This window comes from Azotobacter salinestris (assembly GCF_009363155.1).
Classification (GTDB): domain Bacteria; phylum Pseudomonadota; class Gammaproteobacteria; order Pseudomonadales; family Pseudomonadaceae; genus Azotobacter; species Azotobacter salinestris.
Genome location: NZ_CP045302.1, coordinates 3,802,065 through 3,823,441 on the forward strand (window position 1 = coordinate 3,802,065; position 21,377 = coordinate 3,823,441).

19 protein-coding genes are annotated in these 21,377 nt (G+C 63.6%); 2 read left to right on the top strand and 17 right to left on the bottom strand.

The window, feature by feature from the left end; translation table 11 throughout:
• Window positions 1-6: 6 nt before the first annotated feature.
• The 7 genes from GCU53_RS17805 to GCU53_RS17835 form a co-directional block, all read right to left on the bottom strand.
• Window positions 7-1,458, bottom strand: coding sequence for an alginate O-acetyltransferase AlgX-related protein (locus GCU53_RS17805; protein WP_152388781.1), 1,452 nt, complete (start codon window positions 1,456-1,458; stop codon window positions 7-9).
• 19 nt (window positions 1,459-1,477) lie between these two features.
• A complete protein-coding gene (gene algG, locus GCU53_RS17810; protein ID WP_208845523.1) occupies window positions 1,478-3,052 on the bottom strand; it encodes a mannuronan 5-epimerase AlgG in 1,575 nt (524 codons plus the stop codon).
• A 35-nt stretch (window positions 3,053-3,087) separates the two neighbouring features.
• Window positions 3,088-4,575 (bottom strand): alginate export family protein, encoded by a 1,488-nt coding sequence (locus GCU53_RS17815; RefSeq protein WP_152388783.1) that lies wholly within the window; start codon window positions 4,573-4,575, stop codon window positions 3,088-3,090.
• Complete coding sequence (locus GCU53_RS17820) at window positions 4,572-5,960, bottom strand: sel1 repeat family protein (RefSeq protein ID WP_152388784.1); 1,389 nt, start codon at window positions 5,958-5,960, stop codon at window positions 4,572-4,574. The genes GCU53_RS17815 and GCU53_RS17820 overlap by 4 nt, the downstream gene beginning before the upstream one ends.
• 13 nt (window positions 5,961-5,973) lie before the next feature.
• Window positions 5,974-7,140 carry an alginate biosynthesis protein Alg44 gene (locus GCU53_RS17825; RefSeq protein WP_152388785.1) on the bottom strand — a complete coding sequence of 389 codons (1,167 nt, stop codon included), beginning with the start codon at window positions 7,138-7,140 and terminating at the stop codon, window positions 5,974-5,976.
• Between the two features lie 36 nt (window positions 7,141-7,176).
• Window positions 7,177-8,658 (bottom strand): mannuronan synthase, encoded by a 1,482-nt coding sequence (gene alg8, locus GCU53_RS17830; protein WP_152388786.1) that lies wholly within the window; start codon window positions 8,656-8,658, stop codon window positions 7,177-7,179.
• A gap of 116 nt (window positions 8,659-8,774) precedes the next feature.
• A complete protein-coding gene (locus GCU53_RS17835) occupies window positions 8,775-10,085 on the bottom strand; it encodes a nucleotide sugar dehydrogenase (RefSeq protein WP_152388787.1) in 1,311 nt (436 codons plus the stop codon).
• 845 nt (window positions 10,086-10,930) lie between these two features.
• Here GCU53_RS17835 and GCU53_RS17840 point away from each other — a divergent pair.
• Window positions 10,931-11,911 (top strand): IS5 family transposase, encoded by a 981-nt coding sequence (locus tag GCU53_RS17840; RefSeq protein ID WP_152385958.1) that lies wholly within the window; start codon window positions 10,931-10,933, stop codon window positions 11,909-11,911.
• A gap of 293 nt (window positions 11,912-12,204) precedes the next feature.
• Here GCU53_RS17840 and GCU53_RS17845 read toward each other — a convergent pair whose 3' ends face one another.
• The 9 genes from GCU53_RS17845 to GCU53_RS17890 form a co-directional block, all read right to left on the bottom strand.
• Window positions 12,205-12,363 carry a DUF1328 domain-containing protein gene (locus GCU53_RS17845; protein ID WP_152388788.1) on the bottom strand — a complete coding sequence of 53 codons (159 nt, stop codon included), beginning with the start codon at window positions 12,361-12,363 and terminating at the stop codon, window positions 12,205-12,207.
• Between the two features lie 56 nt (window positions 12,364-12,419).
• On the bottom strand, window positions 12,420-12,776 hold the full coding sequence (locus tag GCU53_RS17850; protein ID WP_167520005.1) for a hypothetical protein: 357 nt from the start codon (window positions 12,774-12,776) through the stop codon (window positions 12,420-12,422).
• A gap of 127 nt (window positions 12,777-12,903) precedes the next feature.
• Window positions 12,904-13,953, bottom strand: coding sequence for an AI-2E family transporter (locus tag GCU53_RS17855; RefSeq protein ID WP_152388790.1), 1,050 nt, complete (start codon window positions 13,951-13,953; stop codon window positions 12,904-12,906).
• 423 nt (window positions 13,954-14,376) lie between these two features.
• A complete protein-coding gene (locus tag GCU53_RS17860) occupies window positions 14,377-14,790 on the bottom strand; it encodes a KGG domain-containing protein (protein ID WP_244306831.1) in 414 nt (137 codons plus the stop codon).
• Between the two features lie 173 nt (window positions 14,791-14,963).
• On the bottom strand, window positions 14,964-15,131 hold the full coding sequence (locus GCU53_RS17865) for an Em GEA1 (EM1) (protein WP_152388792.1): 168 nt from the start codon (window positions 15,129-15,131) through the stop codon (window positions 14,964-14,966).
• Between the two features lie 650 nt (window positions 15,132-15,781).
• Complete coding sequence (gene cydB / locus GCU53_RS17875; protein ID WP_152388794.1) at window positions 15,782-16,789, bottom strand: cytochrome d ubiquinol oxidase subunit II; 1,008 nt, start codon at window positions 16,787-16,789, stop codon at window positions 15,782-15,784.
• Window positions 16,790-16,791: 2 nt separating this feature from the next.
• On the bottom strand, window positions 16,792-18,222 hold the full coding sequence (locus tag GCU53_RS17880; protein WP_152388795.1) for a cytochrome ubiquinol oxidase subunit I: 1,431 nt from the start codon (window positions 18,220-18,222) through the stop codon (window positions 16,792-16,794).
• Window positions 18,223-18,346: 124 nt separating this feature from the next.
• Window positions 18,347-18,796, bottom strand: a complete 450-nt coding sequence (locus GCU53_RS17885; RefSeq protein ID WP_152388796.1) for a DUF421 domain-containing protein — start codon at window positions 18,794-18,796, stop codon at window positions 18,347-18,349.
• A gap of 9 nt (window positions 18,797-18,805) precedes the next feature.
• Window positions 18,806-19,360: a hypothetical protein gene (locus GCU53_RS17890; RefSeq protein ID WP_152388797.1), complete on the bottom strand. Its 555-nt coding sequence runs from the start codon at window positions 19,358-19,360 to the stop codon at window positions 18,806-18,808.
• A gap of 342 nt (window positions 19,361-19,702) precedes the next feature.
• Between GCU53_RS17890 and GCU53_RS17895 the strand changes: the two genes are divergently transcribed.
• Window positions 19,703-20,563: an SDR family oxidoreductase gene (locus GCU53_RS17895; RefSeq protein WP_152388798.1), complete on the top strand. Its 861-nt coding sequence runs from the start codon at window positions 19,703-19,705 to the stop codon at window positions 20,561-20,563.
• Between the two features lie 159 nt (window positions 20,564-20,722).
• Here GCU53_RS17895 and GCU53_RS17900 read toward each other — a convergent pair whose 3' ends face one another.
• A complete protein-coding gene (locus tag GCU53_RS17900) occupies window positions 20,723-21,232 on the bottom strand; it encodes a ferritin-like domain-containing protein (RefSeq protein ID WP_152388799.1) in 510 nt (169 codons plus the stop codon).
• Window positions 21,233-21,377 lie beyond the last annotated feature (145 nt).

Consider the following 21,377-nt stretch of genomic DNA (forward strand, 5'->3'; position numbering starts at 1 on the left):
TGGACCTCAATTGCCGCTGCGCGCGGTCAGGTTGGCCGGGGCTCGGTAGTCGTGGCGCTTGCAGAGGCGCACCTCGACCTCGACGGGCTCCGTGAGCCCCTCCGGCGGCTGGATTTCCATGGCGAAGAAGTTGAGTCCGCCCCAGTCGGCCTCGTCGCGCATGTTGAAGGCGAAGCGGCCGTTGGTCTCGGTGGTGACCGGCTTGTCGAACTGGAACTGCTCGCGGCGGCCGGTCATGTACCAGATGGTGCCTTGCAGCTTCTTCACCGACGGGTCGCTGAAGCGGATGTCCAACTGGTGGCGGGAGTTGGTGGCGTCGACCAGCCGCTCGGCGCCGTTGATCAGCACTTCCTTGCCGGCCTCGCCTGGACGCAGGGTGGCCTTGCCGGCGAGCAGGGACTTTTCGCCTTCGCAGGCATTGCCGAGCATGGCCAGCGCCTGGCGGTAGAACTTGTCCTCGGCCAGGTCGTAGAGCGGCGAGAACTCCCAGATGAGGATCTTCGGCGGGTTCTGCTGGAATTCCTCGCTGGCCAGGTATTCGAGCATCGAGCCTGCCAGGCCGCTGCCGGGGAAGGCGACGTTGAGGATTTCGGCGCCGGTGTATTCGGAGAGGAAGCCGGCGAAGTTGTAGTTCGTGCCGCTGTGGCTGGTGCCGACCAGGGTGATCTGCGGCAGGCTGCTGTCGCCGAACAGGTCGTTGCCACCACCTTCGCCCTTGGGTTCGGTGAAGAACTGATCGCTGTGCTCGAAGGCGTAGGTGGTGTTGCACAACTGGCCGGCGACCCGGTGGTGGGTGCCGCGCTTGCCCATGCGGCCCACTTTCTTGGTGACGAACTCCTTCTGCGGGATGTCCGCGAAGCTGGGGATCTTCTTCACGGTTTCGGCGACGATCCGCGCACTGCGTTCGGCGCCGTAGGAGGTCCAGTGGTGGTCGCCGCGGAAATAGAAGGCCGGCTCGACCTTCTCGTCGGTCAGCGGGATCAGGTCGGGCACCCAGTAGCCGAGCTCCTCGAAGCGCTTCAGGGTCGCCCGGAAGTTCCTCACCGCCTTGTCGTAGTCGAAGCGGGCGTAGTCGGCGGGCAACAGTTTATTGCGGTGCACCATGCCGCGGGTCGGCTGGTAGACGATCACCAGCTCGACTCCGCGGCTCTTGAAGGCGTCGCGCAATGCCTTGAGCCGGCTATAGCCCTCGGGGGTGGTGCCGAATTCGGTGCGCAGGTCTTCCCGGGTACGGAACAGCCAATCGCTCTCGTTGCCCTGCACCAGGGTGACGAAGTCCTTCATGTAGCTGCTGGTGTAGGCGTTGGGGTCGGCGGCGGCCGGGCACAGGTTGCAGCAGGACTCGGCCTGGTAGACGGGCAGTCCGGCGGAGGTTTCGGCACGCACGCCGGTAGAGCTCAGGGCAATCGCCGCGGCCAGCGTGGAGAGTCCAATCCATTTGCGGTTGTGGGTCTTCATGGGTGCAATCTCGTCGGTTCTACAGCTCGGCCTGGGTGGGATCGACGACGGGGTCGATCAGCACGGCCTTCTGGCGGCGCACCAGCAGGTCGAGGATTTCTTCCTGCTTGTCCTCGAGGATGCCGGTGAAGGTGAGGCCGGAGCTCTTGGTCGGGGCAAGCATCTCCACGCGGTAGAGCTCGAGGCTCAGCGGCGAGTCCACCGAGATCGGCGCCGAGCCGTTGCCGACCAGCTGGCCGCCGACCACGATCATCGACACCTTGGTGTCGAAGGGGTCGAGCTTGAAGTTCCGGTCGGTATTGCTGAGGTCCTTGATGTGGCCGTAGATGCCGGTCAACTGGTTGGCGACGGCGAGGTTCTCGTAGATCCGAATGTTCATGCTGTTGCGCATGCGGATGCCATGGCGCGCGTTGTTGACGATCCGGTTGCCCCAGATGAGGTTGTTCGAGCTCTCGTAGAGGGTGATGCCGTCGGAGTGGTTCTGGTACACCTCGTTGTAGGCGACCAGGTTGTGCTCGCTGTTACGGTCGAGGACGATCCCCGACAGCTTGTTGTCGTGGGTGCGGTTGTTGATGATCCAGCTGTTGTTGACTTCCCGCGAGACGATGATGCCGTGCTTCTTCTTCGTCCCGTAGACATGGTTCTCGGCGATGATCAGGCGTTCCGAGCGGTCGTGGGGGTCGATGCCGTAGACGATGTTGTCGCGGTAGGTGTTGCCCTTGAGCACCACGTCCTCGGCTTCGTAGCAGTAGAAGCCGTAGTAGATGTCCTCGAACACCGAGTCGATCAGCCAGCCGGTCGGGTGCGGGCGCTTGAGGCGCTTGTGCATTTCCGGCGTGTACTGGGTGATGCTCACGCCGTAGGACTTACTGGTGTTGTAGCCGAGGCTGGCGACGGTGCTGCGCGAGATATAGGTTTCGGTGCCGCCCCAGGACACCAGGAAGGGGCGGAAGACGTCCTCGCCGCGGTAGCCGGATGGAGCGTTGTTCTTCTCGCTCCAGCCGGTCAGCTTGGAGTCGGTGATGAACAGCTTGCCATCGTTGACCAGGAAGGAGCCGCGTTCCTCGGAAAGGCGCAGCTCCTTGACATTCTTGTCGATGTGCAGGGTCGCGCCGCGATCGACGACGATCGGCAGGCGCGCCACGTAGACGCCCGGCGTGGTCTCGGCGAACTGGCTGGCCGGCAGTTGCCTGGCCAGTTGGCTCAGTTCGACGTAGCCGCCTTCGATGAAGATCGCATGGGGCATGCCGCGCTGGCGCGTGACCCACTCGCGCAGGCGCTCGTTGCCTCCGATGAAGTCCTTCAGGGCGACCTGCTGCAGCATGCGCCGCACTACGACGCGTCCGCCGGGCTTGCGCTGGATCTTGGCCTCCACCGCCTCGTGGGTGTAGCCGGAGAGGTCGGGCAGCTTGGGGGCATCCAGATGCAGCGCCTCGATCGAGGCGCTGGTGACGCTGTACTGCTTCGAACTCAGGTTGGGGGGAGCGGACTGCCCCGCCTCCTGCGGCGGGGCGGCCTGGCTCCAGGCGCTGGTGGCCAGCAGCACGCCGAGCAGCAGGGGTTTGAGCTGGGTGGATGCAGGTTTTCGTTGCATGTTCATGTTCGATCCTCTCAGCATGCCGCTAGCCCCTAAAAGCGCCAGATCATGTCGACGAAGACACGATGCATGGTGGTGTCGCCCTTGCTGGCGTAGGCGTTGCTCGGGAAGAACAGGCCGCTGCGCAGGCGAATCAGCGCGGACTGCTCGTCCAGTTCGCTGCCCCAGCCGGCCGGCAACATGCCCTGATTGAAGTAGCGGGTGATCACCAGGTCGACTTCCTGGCCGAGGTCCTTCTCGCCGGCCTTGAGGGCGTCCTTGCCGTCCTTGTCGAACGGGCTGACGCCGTTCTGGCCGAGCTCCTCGTCGTCGTCGACCCGCCAGAAGCGGTGGTAGATCAGGCTGGCTTCGTAGTTCGGGTTGGGCTTCCAGGAGGTGAACAGGGTGCCCACCTGCAGGTTGGTCAGCTCGCCGCGGAAGGCCTCGCCGAAGCGGTGGATGCGCGTCTGCAGGCCGGTGAAGCTGGAGCGGTTGCTGTGCAGGCCGGTCTGCATGAACTGTTCGGACTCGTCGTCGCCGTCGCCGCCGCTGCCGCGGGCATAGGCCGCGCCGACATTCCAGCGGTCGTTGATGTTCCAGCGCAGGCCGAGGTCCATGGCCCAGGCGTCGACGTCGATGTCCTTGTAGTGGTCGGGATTGCCGCCCTCGTCGAAGTGCCTTCTGTCGATCTCGCCGGTCAGCCAGGTGAATTCGCCCCAGTAGTTGATCGGCAGGCTCGAGCGATGGTTGAAGAAGTCGCCGTCCAGGTGCACGCTCAACCAGGTCAGGTCGCCGGTGTAGGACTTGCTCTGCTTGTCCTCGTAGACCTCGCTCTGGCTGTCCGGCAGATCGCCGTCGTCGCTGGTGTGGTGCACCTTGAAGCCGGCCCAGTGCCCCTGCCGCCACTGGTAGTCGAGGCCGCCGAAGTAGTGGGTGCGGTCCTTGTCTTCCGGGCTCAGGTTGTCGAGGTCGGTGCGGTATTCGTCGAAGCGCTCGGCGATGCCGGCCTGGGCGCGCAGCAGACTGGTGTCCATGGTCCAGTTCAGCGACTCGATGTGGATGTCCCACCAAGTGCCTTCGTTGGTCAGGCTGCGTACGCGCTGGCGACCGAGGCGCAGGTGCTCGCCGGGGTAGGCGGTGAGGCCGGCGTAGTCGATCCAGAACTCGCGCAGGGCCAGGTAGCTCTTGTCCGGGTCGCGGCTGCTGTCGCGGCTGAAGCCTGCCGGCGTGCCGTCCTCGTCGTCGAGGTTGGGATCGGTCGGGTCGGTTTCGACGATGTCGGTACCGGCGACCGCCTGGAGCATGACCATCGCGCCCCAGTTGCCGCGCTGGCCATAAACCCAGGGCCTGAGGTCGAGGGCGACACCCTCGGCGTCGCCGCCGTTGCGGGTATCCAGGTCACGGTCGTCCTCGGACTGGGCGGTGATCTTCACCTCCATGCCGAAGTTGCGGTCGGGGCCGACGGGGCCTGCCAGAAGGGGAGAGCAGAGCAGGGTGGCTCCCAGTCCCAATCCGGCGCTTATGGTTTGCTTCCTTCTCATAGTGCTTCCTGTTCGGTTTGCATGGCTTGCAGCTGCGTCGGGGCTTGCCACGCGCCGTAACGGGCCTGCTGTTCGGCATGCAGCAACTGCTCGCCCCGAGCGCGCTCGGCAGGAGTGATCAGGGCCTCGATTTCCTGTAGCAGGGGCTCGGAGTCCGGCCGCCCCTGGAGCACGGCGAGGCGTGCGAAGACATAGGCGTTGGCCAGGTCGATGCGGATGCCGCGGCCCTGGGAGAACAGCTGCGCGAGGGCGTAGTCGGCGCTCGCCTGGCCGCCGCGGGCGGCGGTCAGCAGGCTGTCGACGGCCTTCTGCGGGTAGACCTCGCCGAGGAAGCCGCGGCGGTAGATCTGGCCCAGGTAGTAGTGGGCGCTGTTCTCCGTGGCGCGGGCCTTGATGAAGTGTTCCTCGGCCTTGAAGGGGTCCTGGGGAAGCAGCTTGCCTTCGTAGTAGAGCCGGCCGAGCAGCAGGTCGGCCGCCGGCTGGGCGGCGGCGCGGCCGCGCTCGAGGTAGCCGAGCATCTGGTCGATGTCGCCGCTACCGGGGAAGTCGTAGAGCAGGCGCGCCAGGGCGACCCAGGCGGCCGGGTGGGCTGGGGCGATCTCCTCGAGCATGGTGCGCGCGGTCTTCTCGTCCGACTGGCCGAGCAGCGGGTTGGCGAGCACGCCGGCGACCTCCATCACCAGCTGCGCCGGCAAGGCGCCAGTGCGCTGGGCGGCCATCAGCTGCTGCACCAGCGCCTGCAGGCGGTCGTTCTGGCCGCGCTTGAGGTAGACGGTGGCCAGCTCGATGTAGCAGTCGCTGTGCTCGGCCAGGCGCTGCTGGCAGATCCGCTCGACGTCGTCCAGGTGCTGGTCGTAGGTGCCCTGGGTGCGGTAGAGCACGATCTGCGCGATGTCCGCCTGGGGATGGCCGGCGGCGCGCCACTGGTCGATGCGCTGCTGCAGGCTGACATCCGGGAAGGTCTGCGGATTCTTCAGGTAGAGCATCGCCAGGGGCAGCAGCACGCCTTCTTCCTCGCCGGCGGCAAAGGCGTCGCCGAGCAACTGCGCGGCCTCGCGCTTCTCCTCCTCGCTGCTGGTCGGCTTGTAGGCGAGCAGCTTGCCGAGGCGGGCCTTGGCCCGCGGCGAGGCGTCCAGGGCCATGCGGTAGGTCTGTTCCGCCTTGCGCAGCTGCTCGGGGTCGCCGCTGGCCAGCTGCATGTCGGCCAGGCCGAGCTGGGCGTCGGTGAAGCCCATCTCGGCGAGCTGGCGGAAGTGCCGCTCGGCGGTCTGGGTGTCACCGTGCTGCAGGGCTTCCTTCGCCAGACGCTCGTCGGGCAGGTCGAGATTGGCGCAGGCCGTCAGGCCGGCCAGCGCCGTGAGCAGCAGGGGCTTGGTCAGGTTCACCAGAGGCGTCCTCTCAGAGTCCGGCGGTCACGGCCTTGTCGATCAGCCAGTCGTAGGAGGGGCCACGGTCGATGACCACTTCCACCGGCTGGCCGGACAGGGAACTGTCCAGGGGCTGCTCGGGCTGGATGATCACGCGGATGTCGCCGGACAGGCCCTCGGTCTGCAATGCAGTGCTGATGATCTTGCCGCGGCGCGGCTGGTCCTCGCCGGGCACGCTGAAGCTGACCTGGGTGCCGGGCTTGACCTTGGCGAAGTCGTGGTAGCGGAAGCGGGCCTCGACGGTGGCGGCGGCGTCGCGCGGCAGCAGCTCGAAGATCACCTGGCCCTTGGAGGCGAACTGGCCGTCGGCCACGCGCTGGGCGACCACCTTGCAGTCGCACGGGCTGGTCAGGGTGCCTTTCATCTGCCGGGTGAACAGTTTCTCGACGTTGGTCGGGTTGAGCTGCTCCTCGCTCAGGTGGCCCTTGAGCATCTCCAGCATGGAGGCGGAGAAGGTGGCGATCGGCGCGCCGTTGGCGACCAGGCCGTCCGGGCCGACCAGGCTCTGCACCGTGCCTTCGCGGGGCATGGTCACTTCCATGCCGGGCACGCTGACCATGCCCGATTCGGCGTGGGTGACGAAGTAGAGGTCGTAGAGCTGCTTGAGGATCAGGCCGAAGGCGCCGAGGCCGACGATGAAGATCGCCAGGCTGAAGCTGACCGCGCGCAGGCGTTCGAACATCGTCTGCTGGGCCAGGCCCTTGCCCTTGCGCGCCTTGGTGAAGTTGTCGCGCTGCAGGGTGCAGATCACGTCGCCGACGGTGACCAGCTCGCCGCTCAGGTGCGAGGTGATCAGCTGGCGCAGGGTGGAGATCTCGCGCGCGCCCAGGCCGTGGAACTGGCAGCCGGTGCGGCCGGTTTCCGGGTCGAGGTTGCGCACCTGGAACTCCACGTCCATGGCCAGGCCCAGGCTGTCCAGCTGGAACAGCAGCTTGCCGCGGTGGAAGGCCCCCTGCTGGGTGACCGGCTTGCCGCTGGCGAAGCTGAAGCCGCCGGCGGAGACGTCGATCAGGCGCTGTTCGATGGTTTCCCGATTGGCGCCGAGGAAGCGGATCTTGCCGGGCAGTTTGACCCGCGCATGTTGGCGTTGCGCTTCCGACTCGTGGACCACATTTACATTGAGGGTCGCGGTATTCATGGTTGCATGTCTTCCTTCTCGATCATTCAGTCCCGGTCAGACCGACAGCATCAGCACAGCGATGAAGATGCTGGTCGCTGAAAAGGTCATGGCCTTTGACGACCAGTTGTTGAACCAGCTCTGGAAGCTGGCGAGTTCACGGTTGAGCTTGGTGTCCTGACGCGTCCAGGATTGCTGGTCGAGGCGGAAGAACACATGGATCTTCACCAAGGCGCCGACGATCTGGTTGTAGTAGAGGATCAGCGGATAGGCCGGTCCGATCGGGTGTCCGGAGGCGGACAGCAGCAGGGTCAGGACCAGGCGGGTGGAGCAGACCCACAACAGGTAGGCGATGAAAATGGCGATGCTGTACTTGATGGAGCCGATGATCGCCACGGTCAGGCCGAGCAGGCTGGTCCACATGGACACGCGCTGATCGAACAGCACCACCGAGGTGAACCAGCCCAGGCGCTGCACGCCGAGCTTCAGGGCGCGGGAGTTCTGCCGCAGGTTGTTGCCGTACCAGCGGAACATCAGCTTGCGGCTGGCCTTGACGAAACGCTTCTCCGGCGGGTGCTCGACGGTGTGGATCGAGGCATCGGGCACGTAGAAGGTGTCGTAGCCCAGGCGCATCAGGCTGAACCAGCTGGACTTGTCGTCGCCGGTGAGGAACTTGAAGCGGCCCAGGCGCCAGTGGTCGAGGTTGTCGTTCTCGACGTCGATGATGAATTCGGGGTCGGTGACGACCGCCGCGCGGAACACCGACATCCGCCCGGTGAGGGTCAGCACGCGGTGGGACAGCGCCATCGAGCACATGTTGATGTGGCGCTGGGCGAAGCGCAGCTTGTGCCACTCGCTCATGACGTAGCCGCCCAGCACTTCGCAGAATTCGTTGGTGGTCAGGCCACCCATGTTGGGGAAGATCTTGAAATAGGGGACCGTCTGGCGGACCACGCCCTCGTTGAGCACGGTGTCGCCGTCGATCACCGCGACCACCGCGTTGTCGTCGGGCATGTGCCGGGAGATGGCGCGGAAGCCGTTGGCCAGGCCGTCGCGCTTGCCGGTGCCGGCGATGCGCACGAAGTCCAGCTTGACCCGGTCCGGGGGGGTGAGCTTTTCCCAGAGGCTCTTGATCAGCAGCTCGTCGGACATTTCCACGATCGAGCAGACCACGGTGGTCGGATAGCCGCAATTGATCGCCTCGCGGATCACCGAGCCGTAGACCTTGCCGGTGGTCAGGGCATCGATGCGGAAGCTGGTGACCATCAGGAACACGTGGGAAGGATCGGCGTCCTTGCCCAGCTTCTGTACCTTGCGCCGGTAGTAGGGGTAGACCACGTAGAGGAACAGCATGCCACGCAGGAAGTGAATAACTCCCATGGAATAGCGCCAGATGCCGATCACGCCGATCAGCATGATGAAATGCTTGGATTCCGGGTCGAACACCTGCGGCGGCAAGGCGAGCGCCAGCAGCATCAGGAAACTGAGGAAGAGCAGCCAGCCGGTGGCTTCCCCAAGGGCATGCTTGAACCTGTCCATAATCTTCGTGAATCCGTCGTCTCTGTATTCGCGGGCCGGTCCGGGCGGCGCTGTTGTTGTTCTTGTGCGCACAGCCCTGCCAGGTCCGCCCCGGGTGGGGCGGACACGGTGGCGGATTACCAGCAGATGCCTTCGGCGGCGCCGTTGGTGCGCTCGGGCATGAAGCCGATCAGGTCGATGACCTTCTTGCCGGCCGGTACCTGCTTGGCCAGCTTCTCGAAGCGCGGATCGGCGTTGCCAAGGACGATGACGTCGGATTCCGCGACGACCTTGTCCAGGTCGGACTGCAGCAGGGAGGAGACGTGGGGGATCTGGTTCTTGATGTACTCGCCGTTCGCCCCGTGGTCGCGGGCGTATTCGACGTTGCTGTCGAAGATGCTCAGCTTGAAGCCCTTGCCGATCAGCATTTCGGCCAGCTCGAGCTGCGGGCTCTCGCGCAGGTCGTCGGTACCGGCCTTGAAGCTCAGGCCGAGCAGGGCGATCTTGCGCGAGCCGTGGCTGTCGATCATGTCGTAGGCTTTCTGCACCTGGGCGGCGTTGCTGCGCATCAGCGAGCTGATCAGCGGTGCCTCGACGTCCCACTGGCGGGCGCGGTAGCTGAGGGCGCTCACGTCCTTGGGCAGGCAGGAACCGCCGAAGGCGAAACCGGGTCGCATGTAGTACTGGGACAGGTTGAGCTTGTTGTCCATGCAGACCACTTCCATCACCTCGCGGCCATCGACGCCGGCAGCCTTGGCGATGTTGCCGATCTCGTTGGCGAAGGTGACCTTGGTCGCGTGCCAGACGTTGCAGGTGTACTTGATCATCTCGGCGACGGCGATGTCCTTGCGGACGATCGGTGCGTCGAGTTCGGCGTAGATGGCTGCCAGGGCGTCGCCCGAGGCCTTGTCCAGTTCGCCGATCACGGTCATCGGCGGGAAGTTGTAGTCCTTGACCGCGGTGCTCTCGCGCAGGAACTCGGGGTTGACCGCCACGCCGAAGTCGGTGCCGGCCTTCTTGCCCGAGAACTCCTCGAGGATCGGGATGACCACGTTGTGCACGGTGCCCGGCAGCACGGTGCTGCGTACCACCACGGTGTGGCGTTCGGTCTTGTCGCGCAGGGCGGTGCCGATCTGGCGGCACACTTCCTCGATGTAGTCGAGTTCCAGGTCGCCGTTCAACTTGCTCGGCGTGCCGACGCAGAGCATGGACAGGTCGGTGGCGAGAACCGCTTCGGCCACATTCGTGGTGCCGCGCAGACGGCCGGTCTTCACACCTTCGGCCAGCAGTTCTTCCAGGCCCGGTTCGACAATGGGCGATTTGCCCTTGTTGATCATTTCAATCTTGGCGGCGGAAATATCCACGCCCAGCACTTCGTGCCCGCGCCCCGAAAGGCAACCAGCGCATACTGCGCCTACATAACCCAGTCCAAAAATGCTGATACGCATCGCGTTCACCTCGTCCTTTATTTAATGACGCTTCAGAAAGTCGACGACTAAACTCCTTAGCCGTCAGGTTGCCGGCGGCCTCCAGACAAAGTTGCAGGCCGAATTATAGTCAATAAGTTATCCCGCCAAAAAAGTTGGCGTTAAAAGGCAGGTTTCAAGGGATGCTTTTAACTGCTCAAGCGGTCCACGGAGGTCCATCATGGATTGCCCGCTTTAACTGCAGTAGGCTGCTATCTTTTTGCCATTACAGCATCCAATTCATTACGTTGATTGGTTTTTTGGCTTTATGGTCCTTCCGTGGAGCTCATGATTCTGGAGTCGAATTGTTGCAGGCCTAAGAAATTCTTTCTTCCGGATAGTTCCCTTGCCCTGTACTTCGTTGGCATTTTTTCCGGCAGTTTGCCAGCAGTCTTCCGCTCTTGCTGCATACAGAGTGCTGGCATTTGGATAAGTTCCATGGCCATTGCTTGGCCAGTGTGGAATAAGCGGAATTTTTGGCTTTTGGGAGGGCATTAGATATCACATTAATATCATAAGGCCGGCTTTTGATGAATGGTGGCGGCTTTATAATATCTTATTGATATCATAATGCTGGTGTTTGATGGCCTTTTTGTCGGCTGGGAAAACCTGCCCGAACGACAGCGGTGTGAAAGTGGTTACACGATGATGGCGATTGGCTTACGATGGCTTGGTGCTATCAATGGCGGGGGCGAGGTGGGTGAGACAGTCTGACGCAGGCCGTTCCGCTCCCGGGAAGCCTGCGGCCTGGCCCGACGATAAGGAAATCCTGAAAAAGACTTCCCGATTCTGGTGAAATACACCCGCTCCCTTGTCCGAGTTTCCCGATGAAGCAACTGTCCTTCGCCGATGCCGAGTATGCCGGCAAGCGCAAGCAGACCCGCCGCGAGCGCTTCCTGCTCGAGATGGACCAGGTGGTGCCGTGGCAGGGGCTGATCGCCCTGATCGAGCCCTACTATCCCAAGGGCGAAGGCGGTCGGCCCGCCTACCCGCTGGCAGCCATGCTGCGCGTGCACCTGATGCAGAACTGGTTCGGCTACAGCGATCCGGCGATGGAGGAAGCGCTGTACGAAACCACTCTCCTGCGCCAGTTCGCCGGCCTGAGCCTGGAGCGCATCCCGGACGAAACGACCCTCCTCAACTTCCGTCGCCTGCTGGAGAAGCACGAACTGGCCGGGGGAATACTGGAGGTGATCAACGGCTATCTGGGCGAGCGCGGACTGTCGCTGCGCCAGGGCACCATTGTCGACGCCACCCTGATCCATGCGCCGAGCTCGACGAAGAACAAGGACGGCAAGCGCGACCCGGAAATGCACTCGACGAAGAAGGGCAACCAGTACTACTTCGGCGCAAAAGCTCACATTGGTGCCGACGCTGAGTCGGGTCTGGTGCACAGCGTGGTGGTCACGGCAGCCAACGTGGCAGATGTCACCCAAGTCGACCAACTGCTGCATGGCGAGGAAAACGTAGTGAGTGCCGATGCGGGCTATACCGGCGTAGAGAAGCGCCCCGAGCATGAAGGTCGGCAGGTCATCTGGCAGGTCGCGGCCCGGCGCAGTACCTACAAGAAGCATGGCAAGCGTAGCGCCTTATACAAAGCGATCCGCAAGATCGAGAAGGCCAAGGCCCAGGTACGAGCCAAGGTCGAACATCCGTTCCGCGTGATCAAGCGCCAGTTTGGCTACACCAAGGTGCGCTTCCGGGGATTGGCCAAAAACACGTCACAGTTGGTGACGCTGTTCGCCTTGTCGAATCTGTGGATGGCGCGCCGATATTTACTGGCGAATGCAGGAGAGGTGCGCCTGTAATGCGGGAAACGGTTGCTGCGACGTGCTCGCGGCAGCTAAAAAACGCAGAAACGAGCGGGTGATCTGATCGTTTTTGATCGATTCTCCGCTTTCAAAGTCGGCGGGGGGCTGAAGTCAGCCAGAAATACATGACTACTTCAGACCATCCATAAGGAAAGCACTTCGCAGAACTGTCTCCCGCCAAGTATGCAAGAGTGGAACAAATAAAAAGGCGGCCGCTCGCTTTCGGGCAGACCGCCCCTGGATATTGCAAGTGGCAGCAGAAAAGTTATCTGCTGTGGAACTTTCCAGAACTAGCCCGTGCGGCCGAACAACAAGGAAACCACGAAAAGAATCAGGAAAAGTACGAAGAGTATTTTGGCGATGCCGGTAGCAGTCCCCGCGATGCCACCGAAGCCGAGCAGCCCAGCAATGATGGCGATGACAAGAAATATGATGGACCAAGTCAGCATGTCATGCTCCTTCGCTTACGGGTGTGATGATTACAATCCATAAGACATCCAGAGACTCAAAAGATCCAACGCGGTTGAGGTACCAGCAGAGTGTAATGGCTGTTGCCTTTGGGAACCGTCAGTTGCTGACTGTCGACGGAGCGCAGGGTTTGCAGGGAAAGAGAGGTTTCCCGCGCGGGAGTCGATGCCTCTTTCTCGAAAGAGAGGCTGTTTCCACAATAGATGGCCGCCCCTGCGGTCAGGATCAGCAGAATGCTTGCAGGGAGGCTTTTGCCACGCAGAACAGGATGGATCTTGCCATGTTTCATCTTTGACAATCCTTCGGTTGTTTCATGCGTTGTTGTTGTACCGCCCGGTGCTTTCATTGAAGCAAGCGTCGCGCCAAGGCAGGAAATTCCGATATTGCCAGTCATTTCAATTACATATCCTGGACGAGCACAATCGCTTGTGTTGCAAGGTGCAGGATCTGCGCTGGTCAGGCTATGCAATTTGCACGAAACGGCGAAGGCGTGTCCGGCAGTGGGGGCGCTATCGAGCCGGTCAGCGCGTCTGGTATGAAAAGAGGCTCCAGGTCGACACGAACAGGGCGGCGATCACCGGTCCGATGACGAAGCCGTTGAGGCCGAACAGGGCCAGTCCGCCCAGGGTCGACACCAGCACCAGATAGTCCGGTATGCGGGTGTCCTTGCTCACCAGGATGGGGCGCACGATGTTGTCCACCAGGCCGATGATGAAGACGCCGCAGACGGTGAGCAGCACGCTCTTGAGGATCGCTCCGCTGAGCAGGAAGTAGATGGCCACCGGCCCCCAGATGAGCCCCGTCCCCAGGGCCGGCAGAAACGACAGGAAGCCCATGGCGACACCCCAGAGCAAGGCCCGGGGAATGCCCAGCAGGGCGAATATGACGCCGCCCAGGGCGCCCTGGATGACGGCGACGACGATGCTGCCCTTGATGGTGGCCTGCACCACGCAGGTGAAGCGCTGGAACAGGCGGCTCTTCTTCATCTCGCTGAGGGGAATGGCCTCCCGGATCTGGGCGACCAGCACGGTGCCGTCGCGGAGAAAGAAGAACAGCATATAAAGCATCACAAAGAAGCTGAGAATGAACTGGAAGGTGTTCTGGCCGATGTTGAAGGCCTTGGTGGCCAGGAACTGGCTGCCCTGCATGGCGGCGCTGGCGATCCTGTCGCGCAGTGCGTGCTGGCTGTCCAGGCCGAAGCGGGACATCTGCACCTGCAAGGGTCCGGGCAGGTGGGCCTTGAAGCCCTCGAGCATGCCGGCGAAGTCGATCTGGCCCGCCTCGATCTGGCTGTAGAGGGTGGCGCCTTCCTGGATCAGCAGCATGGAGATGATGGTGATCGGCAGGACGGCGACGATCACGCAGACGAGCAGGGTGAGGGAGGCCGTCAGGTTCGGATAGTCGCCCCCGAAGCGCTGCTGCAGGCGGAGCTGTACGGGGTGGAAGAGGATGGCCAGCACCACCGCCCAGAAGATGGCGCCGTAGAAGGGAATGATGATCCAGGCGAACGCCACGGAGATCAGTACCAGCAGGAACAGGAAGACCCGGTATTCGAAGCGGGGATTGATCATCGGATCTCAAGCCATGGCCGGGCGCGTCGCGTGCTGGGGCGGCTGTCTCGGAGCAGGCTGGTGCGGCGCCGGGCCTGGGTTCTGGCAGCCTGCGCGACTGCGCGGGAGTGCGCTTTCTCGAAACCCTCCCGTGCTGTGGCGAGATTCAGGATAGTTGCCGTCCGGCAGGCCCGCATGGCGGACCCTGCGGCGGCAAGGGCCCGAACGTTCGCGGCAGGGCCGCAGGCGTCGGAAAAGCGGCTGGAAGGACTGTCGGGACTCCGCGAAGCGATGCCGGGATCGGGCGTCTCTGCCTGTTTCCCTTCTGCTGCGCGCTCGCCAGGCTCTGCGGCCTGCTGGCGGGAGCCTTCTGGTCCGTGCTGCCACTTGAAAAGGGGGGAATGCTCCCCCCTTTCTCAAGTCCCTGTCAGGACAGGACGACTGCTAGCTCTTGCGGCCGCCCTGGTCCTGATCTTCCTGGCGGGACTGGCCGGACTGGCCGCGGCCTTCCTGCTTGCTGCCCTGGCTGCCCTGCTGCTGCTCCTCGGCGCGCTTGCCTTCTTCGATCAGCTCGCGGACCCGCTGGCCGCCCTTGTGGCCGAGTTCGGAGTATCCTTCCGGACCGAGCTGCTCCTTGCGGGCCTCGCCGCCTTTCTTGCCGAGTTCCGAATAGCCCTCCGGGCCGAGCTGCTCCTTGCGGGCCTCGCCACCCTTGTGGCCGAGTTCGGAATAGCCTTCCGGGCCGAGCTGCTCCTTGCGGACTTCGCCGCCCTTGTGGCCGAGTTCGGAATAGCCTTCCGGACCAAGTTGCTCCTTGCGGATCTCGCCGCCTTTCTGTCCGGCTTCGCGTACGCTCATGGAGCCCTTTTCTTTGCCTTTGTCGGAACCAGAGCCGCCTTGACGTGAAGTTGCCATGATAATGCTCTCCTGATTGTTTCGGACTTGCATACAGGGCCTGGTTGTCTACCGCTCCCTGTTCAACCGATCCAGCTCCGTTGGCATTGCCGTTCGTGCACTCACCAAGTCGCGGACTATTTCTCGCCTTTGGCTTTTTTTCCTTCCTTGATGAGTTCACGCACGCGCTGCCCGCCTTTATGGCCGAGTTCAGAATAACCTTCCGGGCCGAGTTGCTCCTTGCGCGCCTCGCCGCCCCGGCGGCCGGCTTCGCTTACACTGATCGAACCTTTTTCATTTGCCATGACGTTACCTCTCGGTTCAGTGACTTACTCGGAATTTCCTTCGCTCTTCTATGGCGTCGCGTATCCGCACGCCATCCTTCGGGCCACCCCTATAGCCAAGTTGCTCATAGAACTCTCGCCCATGAGGCATGGAAGACAGATGGCCTCCTTTCCTTCCGGCCCGACCGACGCTCAGGCCGCGTTTGGCTTTATGCATGGCCCACCTCCCGTTCGATGCAGGTCATTCGCAGGTGCAACCATTCTCCGGAGCAGGGAAGGTGCGCTTGTTGAAGCCGGCTGCCTGTGTGTCCGTGTGGAAAACATTCGGCTTGTGTGCATGGCAAGCCTGGCGGCCAGCAAATACTTGCTCGGGAAACAGTTGCTAGTTTCGATGGCAGATGACCGGCAAGGTTTCCATATGCCGACGAATGGAGAGAATAGCCTTTATGTTGCATGGTTATTGTTGATCAGAGGGGCTGGAAGTTATGAGCTTTTATCGATTCGAAAATTATGGAAGTTGCTCTGGCGAAACTTTCGCAGTGTGAATGACAGGCAGCCGGCCGAGCGCCTGAAATAATAAGGGCGTGCGCAGCGGTTAATGTTTCCTGCAGGAAATGTCTTGTTCGAGCGTCCGGAAGTTGTGCCGGTTGCCCGCCGGCCGGCGCCGGGCGTCAGTGATAGCCCTCGCCGTGCCGCACCTTGCCGCGGAACACGTAGTAGCTCCAGGCGGTGTAGCCGAGGACGACGGGGATGATCAGCAGCGCGCCGACCAGGGCGAAGCCCTGGCTCTGCGGCGGCGCGGCGGCATCGTGGATGGTGATCGAGGGCGGGATGATGTTCGGCCACAGGCTGATGATCAGGCCGCTGTAGCCGAGGAAGATCAGCGCCAGGGTGAGCAGGAAGGGCCGCACATGGTCGTTGTTCGCCACCGAGCGCAGCAGCGCCCGCACGCTCAGCAGCACCAGCAGCGGCACCGGCAGGAACCAGATCAGGTTGGGCAGGCTGAACCAGCGCCGGGCGATGGCGTCGTGGGCCAGCGGCGTCCACAGGCTGAGGATGCCGATCACCGCCAGCAGCACCAGGGTCAAGGGCCGGGCCAGGTCGTGCATGCGCCGCTGCAGGGGGCCTTCGGTCTTCATGATCAGCCAGGTGCAGCCGAGCAGGGTGTAGGCGACGACCAGGCCCAGGCCGCAGAACAGTGGGAAGGGCGCCAGCCAGTCGAGCGCACCGCCGGCGAACTGGCCGTCGGCCACCGGGATGCCCTCGATGAAGGTGCCCAGGACCACGCCCTGGAAGAAGGTGGCGGCCAGCGAGCCGCCGATGAACGCCTTGTCCCACAGGTGTCGCTGCGCCTCGCGGGCCTTGAAGCGGAACTCGAAGGCCACGCCGCGGAACACCAGGCCGATCAGCATGAACACCAGCGGCAGGTAGAGCGCCGAGAGGACCACTGCATAGGCCAGCGGGAAGGCCGCGAACAGCCCGGCGCCGCCGAGCACCAGCCAGGTCTCGTTGCCGTCCCAGACCGGCGCCACGGTGTTCATCATCACGTCGCGGTCATGGCTGTCCTTGAAGAACGGGTAGAGCATGCCGATGCCCAGATCGAAGCCGTCCATCACCACATACATCATCACGCCGAAGCTGATGATCACCGCCCAGATCAGTGAAAGATCGATGCCCATGATTAGCTCCTCGTGCTCGGCACGCCTTCGTCCAGACCTTCCTCGGGCGCGGACAGCGGCCGTGCCGGCGTGCGTGGTCGTCCCGCCCCGCCGGGGATGGGCTCGAGGCCCTCGTCGGTCACCGGGCCCTTGTGCACCAGGTGCAGCACATAGACGAAGCCGATGCCGAACACCGCCAGGTAGACCACCACGAACAGCAGCAGGCTGATGCTCATCTCGGCCACGCCGTGCGCCGAGACCGCATCGCGGGTGCGCATCAGCCCGTGGACCACCCAGGGCTGGCGGCCGACCTCGGTGGTGATCCAGCCGGCGAGGATGGCGACGAGCCCGGACGGTCCCATCACGAGCGCCAGGCGCAGGAAGGGCCGTGATTGGTAGAGCGCGCCGCGCCGGCGCAGCCACAGGCTCCACAGGCCGGTGAAGATCATCAGAAAGCCGAGGCCGACCATCAGGCGGAAGGTCCAGAACACGATGGTCGAGTTGGGCCGGTCTTCGGCAGCGAACTCCTTCAGCGCCGGGATCGGCTCGCTCAGGCTGTGGTTGAGGATCAGGCTGCCGAGCACCGGGATTTCCACCTTGAAGCGGGTTTCCTCGCGCGCCATGTCCGGCCAGCCGAACAGGATCAGGGGCGTCGCTTCACCCTCGCGGTTCTCCCAGTGGCCCTCGATCGCGGCGATCTTCGCCGGCTGGTGCTCCAGGGTGTTGAGGCCGTGGAAGTCGCCGATCACCGCCTGCACCGGGGCGACGAGCAGCGCCATCCACATGGCCATGGAGAACATCTTGCGTACCGCCGGGTTGTCGCGTCCGTGCAGCAGATGCCAGGCGGCCGAGGCGCCGACGAAGAAGGCCGTGGCCAGATAGGCGGCGACCACCATATGCAGCAGGCGGTAGGGGAAGGAGGGGTTGAAGATCACCGCCAGCCAGTCCACCGGGATGACCTTGCCGTCGACGATCGCGTGGCCCTGCGGCGTGTGCATCCAGCTGTTGGAGGCGAGGATCCAGAAGGTCGAGATCAGGGTGCCGATCGCCACCATCAGCGTGGAGAAGAAGTGCAGTCCGGGGCCGACCCGGTTCAGGCCGAACAGCATGACGCCGAGAAAGCCCGCCTCAAGGAAGAAGGCGGTGAGCACCTCGTAGGCGAGCAGGGGACCGGTGACGCTGCCGGCGAAGGTGGAGAAGTTGCTCCAGTTGGTGCCGAACTGGTAGGCCATGACGATGCCGGAGACCACCCCCATGCCGAAGTTCACCGCGAAGATCTTCAGCCAGAAATGGTACAGGTCGAGGTAGACCTGCTCCTTGGTCTTCAGCCAGAGGCCTTCGAGCACCGCCAGGTAGCTGGCCAGGCCGATGGTGACTGCCGGAAAGAGAATGTGGAAGGACACGGTGAAGGCGAACTGGATGCGGGCCAGGTCGAGTGCTTCCCATCCGAACATGACGAATCCTCCCGGAGCGGCGGCAAGGGTGTCCATTCTGGTTTGGAGAGACTCTGCGCCGCGACGTTCAATGGTTTTTCCGGTTCCCGGCGAACGGGCAGGGGGATGGCTGCCGTGGGCCGGATCATCCGGACGGGTAGGGGATGATCGAGATCTTGCCGCTCTTCTCGAGAATCGCGTACTTGATCTGTGCCATCCGCTCCAGCCCCTGGGTCTGGCGCGCCGCCAGGAGGATGTCCTCCTCGCGCAGCCGCGCCTCGCTCAGGCGTTTCTGCAGGGGCCGGCCCTCCTCGACGATCAGTGTCGAGGTGCCCTCGATCAGCGCATCGAGCCGGCCGAACCTGAGCTTGAGGAAGGACAGGCCGACGTCGATGACGATCAGGGTGACGATCACCAGGACCGCCTTGGTGATCGAGAAGTCGTCGCCCAAGAGCGCCTGCTGCGTCGCCTCGCCGATGATCAGCAGAAGCAGCAGATCGAAATTGGTGATGTCCGCCAGGGTTCTCCGGCCGGCGACCTTGAACAGGACCAGCAGGGCCACGTAGATCGTGGCGGCGCGCAGAACGGCGTCCATAGCCCCTCCTCACGGATAGATGAACTGCGTGAAGACCACGCGCTCGCCCTCGAACCAGGCCGAGTTGCGCACCAGCCCGAGGCTCTCGGGGCGGATGGTCAGGTAGATGCTCAGACGGCCCTGCTCGTCGGCTTGGCCGACGAGTTCCAGCCCGCCGTCGTGGCTGCGCGCGAACAGCGGTTGCGGCTGCAGGCTCTCGACCGTATGGGCGCGCAGGAACGCCTGGTCGAGGCGCAGGGTGGCCCGTGCCGCGGGGCGGGTCCGGGCCATGAGGACGACCCGGCTGCTGGCGCCGTTGCGCAGGAAGCGCTCGTATTCCACGCTCAGCCGCCGCTCCGGGCTGCTGCTGCTCTGCTGGCTGAGCGGTCCGCCGGAGAACAGGCCGCTCAGGGCCAGGGCGACGAGGACGAGCAGGACGCCGAAGCCGATCCGCTCGAACCGCCACGCCCTGCGCTGGAAGGCGATCTGGTCGGCGATCGGGTAGTTGCGCGGGGCGAAGTCGTCCTGCTGCGCAGCGCCCGGCTGCGGGGGCTGTCCGCGAGCGTCTGGCGAGGCGTCGGTCATGGCGGTGGCCTGTGCGTCTTGCTGCCTAAGGAGTCCGACCGCCATTTTCCGGTTTTGTCTCGCCGGCCATCGCGATATTGGCGAGAGGCCGATCTCGCCCTCTCAGGGCCCTGGCGGAAGCGCCTGGCCGGCGCTGCGCTAGAACTCGAAAAACCGGGCCGAGTCTGCTGAAGGGAGGGGCACGAAGCCGGGGCGGAAATTCTTTCCGTGCAGAGGGCGCGGGAGAAACCGCCTGCCGTCCGGTGCACGGGCCGGCACGCCGCCGCTTCCCCGCGCCTTTGCGCCCCGCTTGCGTTGCATCCCATCCACCTGTTTATCTATCCCAGACGTAAGGTGAACGCTATGGCTGAGAATGAGCAAACCCTGCCGCCGCAACACCAGGACCAGCGCCCCGGCAAGGAAAGCGAGATGCACCCGCGCCCGGAATACAAGGCCGAGGAGTACAAGGCCGCCGGCAAGCTGGAGGGCAAGGTCGCGGTCATCACCGGCGCCGACAGCGGCATCGGCCGCGCCGTGGCGGTGGTCTTCGCCAAGGAAGGGGCCGATGTCGTCGTGCTCTATCTGGATCAGGTCGAAGATGCCGAGGAAACCCGCCGGGAAGTCGAGAAACACGGCCGCCGCTGCCTGACCCTGGCCGGCGACGTGGCCGATGCCGCCTTCTGCCGCCAGGTGGTCGAGGACACCATGCGCCAGTGGGGGCGCCTGGATGTGCTGGTCAACAATGCCGGGGAGCAGCATCCCCAGGAGCGGCTTGAGGACATCAGCGAGGAGCAGTGGGAGAAGACCTTCCGCACCAACATCTTCGGCATGTTCCAGCTGACCAAGGCGGCGCTGCCGTCGATGAAGGAGGGCGGCGCCATCATCAACACCACCTCGGTCACTGCCTACAAGGGCAATCCCAAGCTGATCGACTATTCCTCCACCAAGGGGGCGATCACCGCCTTCACCCGCGCCCTCTCGGCCAACCTGGCGCCGCGCGGCATCCGCGTCAACGCGGTGGCGCCGGGGCCGATCTGGACGCCGCTGATTCCCTCCACCTTCAGCGAGGAGGAGGTGGCGCACTTCGGCGCCTCCACGCCGATGAAGCGGCCCGGGCAACCGGAGGAGGTGGCGCCGGCCTACGTGTATCTCGCTTGCAACGACTCGTCCTACGTGAGCGGGCAGGTGCTGCACGTGAACGGCGGAACGGTGGTCAATGGCTGAGGCGGGGACGAGCCACTGCCGGGCAGTCGCTCGGCAGTGGCTCGCAGGCTGGGGGAAGGTGTCGCGATGGTTGCGCATCGGTATGGCCGATACCCATTCGGTGACAGGCATCGGCCGGGCTGAGGCCGGTGGCTCAGCCCTGTGTCTCTTGCACGTGCCTCAGCGCTTGGCGGCCACGTCGGGGGTCTCGGAACGGCTCAGGAACTGGGTGGTGATTTCCGGCAGGAAGTTCAGCAGCCAGTCGGCCATGGCCTGTTCCTGCATCAGGATTTCCTGGGCGATCCGCTTGGTTTCCGCGTCGCCGGCCATTTCGGCGGTAGCGATGATGATCCGGTAGGAGGCGATCTCCATGTTCTCGAAGACATAGGAGCTCATCGCGCCCTTGATCACCTCATCGCTCATGACCACGCCGCTGAGTCCCTGGCCGAAGGCCACGACCTTGGCCGCCATGTCCTTGAAGGCCGAGGGGCTGCTGCCCAGGCGGTTGATGCAGCTTTCGATCTGGGCCTTCTGCCAGCGGGTTTCCTGCAGGTGCTGGTCGATGCGCACCTTGAGCTGGGGATAGTTCTCGATACGGTCCGAAAGAGACTCCAGCATGTTTTCCGCCTGCTGTTCCATGGCGTGGGCATCGCGAAGCCAGTCAAGCAGGTTTTCGTGAACAGTTGCCATTTGAAAATCTCCTTGCCAAGGGAACGGAATGTTCATTGGGTAGAATCCGCGCGGTCTTTGAAAGTTCATCCCGCCTGACGGGTGGAAGTGAACTTGCGAACGTTCAGCAACTTGGCGCCGCGCCCTCTAGTTGGCAGGGGGCTGG